This is a genomic window from Sporofaciens sp. SGI.106 (assembly GCF_050314255.1).
Classification (GTDB): domain Bacteria; phylum Bacillota; class Clostridia; order Lachnospirales; family Lachnospiraceae; genus Claveliimonas.
In genome coordinates this window covers 1-2336 of the sequence record NZ_JBNPMZ010000043.1, presented here as the reverse complement: position 1 = coordinate 2336, position 2336 = coordinate 1, and the positions used below count along the sequence as shown (strand labels likewise).

Here is a 2336-nt window from a genome sequence, read left to right as displayed (position 1 = left end):
TGTTAGCGTCGGGAGATATTAGCCATTTATTGTCGGGAGAAAATGACCAATCTCAGTCGGACAGAAATAACCAATGCATCAGCTTTTCCTTTCTTTAATGTTGTGCTTTAGGTAGTGCTGATGGAGCACCGGCTGATAATGCTATTGTTTCGCAGTTTTTTCCACGGTAACTGTTTCCTTTAATCATGAATACTGTGGCATCGTCAAATATACGGTCAAGGGCACATAACAAGGAAGAATCTTCGTTGAAGAACTCTCCCCATTTATCCGGTCCTTTATTGCTTGTAAATATCATAGTATTTGGTCCTTCCTTATTGTATCTTCGGTCAATGACATCAAAAAACATTCGGGTATTCTCTTTGTCAAAGACGCATCTGCCTATCTCATCGATGATCAGACAAGATGGTTTTACCAGGCCGTTTATGGTACTGCTTTCCCGACCATACTTCCGGGCATCGGTCAAGCGTTGGTTTAATTCAGTTGCTTTTAAGAAATACGCTTTCAGACCATTCTGGCAACATTTACGCCCATATGCCATCGCAAGATGTGTTTTTCCAACTCCCTGAGGGCCAATGAACGCAAGGTTTTTATGTGCGTAGAGAGCTGAAAGGGATGGCAAGTTACGCAGAGCATCTGTTTGTTTTCCATGAAGCTGCCCGAAATCAAAACTTTCGAAAGTTTTTGGCTCTTTTAATGGAAGGCGGCTCAATCGGAGCAATGTTGAAACAATGTTTTCTTTCTTCTTTTGCTGCAGATAAGTAAACATTTCAGCAACTATCCGTATATTTTCCTCACTATATTCATGGTCGACTGCGAGCTGTGCCATTTCCTGTGCATTCAGGTCAAGATTTAAATAATCAGCTGCATCCTGGATCTGTTCAAAAAGCGATTTATTCATCCCACAGTCCCTCCTCAAAGTTAAATTTACTGAAACCGGAATCATACGGAGGCGGATTAAGCTGTTGGATATGTATCTTTACCGGTGCAGTAGGCCTTTCTTCCGGTTGTTCTGTAACATACTGGTCTTTGCAGAAGCTGTCCCGGCGACTCCATGTAACATCATGTGATGTGAGCACTTTTGTCATTTTTGAGTCGTATATGTAGAGTATGTAGCCATCTCTTTTTACACGGCAGGTCTTTTCTGTGTACCAGTAAGGAACTCCAAAACGGCGTCCTTCATAGTGAACAAAACCATCAAAGGAAATCTTACGTTCCGGACACAGATAATACGATAATTCCATCGACTCCTCAAGTACAGAGGCGTTTTTCATACAAAATATTGTATGTTTATCATTCGGAATGCAGTCTACTGCGCGGTGATAAATACTGTTCTGAGTATTGCACCAACGGATTGCTTCATAATTTAGATCCGTGATTTCGTTGAAGACACGTCCCGGCAGGAAATTATCTTTTACGAACCGTACCAGACGTTCGACCGAGCCCTTTGTAAATGGGTGCCTTGGTTTGCAAAGTTTTGTTTCAAAGCCAAGATTCCCCATAAACAGTTCATAATCTTTCTGCCAGATCGGATGTCCCTGTTCATCACGTCGGATTACAACGCTTTTCATGTTATCTGTCAGGACATACTCAGGGATTCCCATATATAAAAATGCATGGATCATTCCAATAAACAGGTTCTCCTGTTTGGCATTTGGGAAAAACTCGATATATCGCCGTCCGCAACAATGGCAGATCATGGCAAAACAGGCAACTTTATAAGCGTTACCGGAGGCATTCTCCACTTCTACGAATCCCCAGTCCATCTGGTATGATTCTCCCGGTGCAGTATGGTAACGCCGACCCCGGTTGCCCTGAGAGGCTACAAGCTGTCTTTTAGGTGGGACAAGTTCCTTATGATTGGAAATATACTCTTTAACGATGGTTAATCCACCCTGGAAACCATTCTCTTTTAATCTGTCATAGCAGACAGCAGAGTTGGTGATTCCTTTTCGTAGTAGTTCATCAATAATACCTGAGAACCCTGTCAGAAGGGTGTGTTCAGCTTTACGGCCAGTGAGTGCATGTGGCAGGTCAATAAAGCCAGATTTTTTAATTCTTCGCAGTTTGGCTCGTGAAATCCCTGTCCTACGTTCTAACTCCGCAAGGTTAACTTTATCAGGATTGAATTTTTCTCCCTTTTCCCTCTTCATTTCATTGAGGGCATGTGCTATTATTTCAGTTAAGTCATTGTGTTTTTCTCCCATTGTGATTTCTACTGATGCATTGGCATACATCATTTTAGAACACGAAAAGGAAAATACAATGGCTTTTTTTATCCGACTAAAAATGGTTAATTCTAAGCGACTCTGGGTGGTCGATTCCGCCCGACCCTAACA

General features: G+C 42.1%; 2 protein-coding genes. Both read right to left on the bottom strand.

Annotated elements, in window-relative coordinates; all coding sequences use genetic code 11:
• Positions 1-94 precede the first annotated feature (94 nt).
• Positions 95-898, bottom strand: coding sequence for an ATP-binding protein (locus ACQRCC_RS15450; protein WP_427851636.1), 804 nt, complete (start codon positions 896-898; stop codon positions 95-97).
• The gene (gene istA / locus ACQRCC_RS15445) at positions 891-2204 is read right to left on the bottom strand and encodes an IS21 family transposase (protein ID WP_427851635.1); all 1314 of its coding nucleotides are present in this window, start codon (positions 2202-2204) and stop codon (positions 891-893) included. The genes ACQRCC_RS15450 and istA overlap by 8 nt, the downstream gene beginning before the upstream one ends.
• Positions 2205-2336 lie beyond the last annotated feature (132 nt).

What these genes read in the sequence shown, in the direction of transcription:
- istA (WP_427851635.1), bottom strand. Translation starts at nt 2,204, where the DNA reads ATGGGAGAAAAACACAATGACTTAACTGAAATAATAGCACATGCCCTC.
- ACQRCC_RS15450 (WP_427851636.1), bottom strand. Translation starts at nt 898, where the DNA reads ATGAATAAATCGCTTTTTGAACAGATCCAGGATGCAGCTGATTATTTA.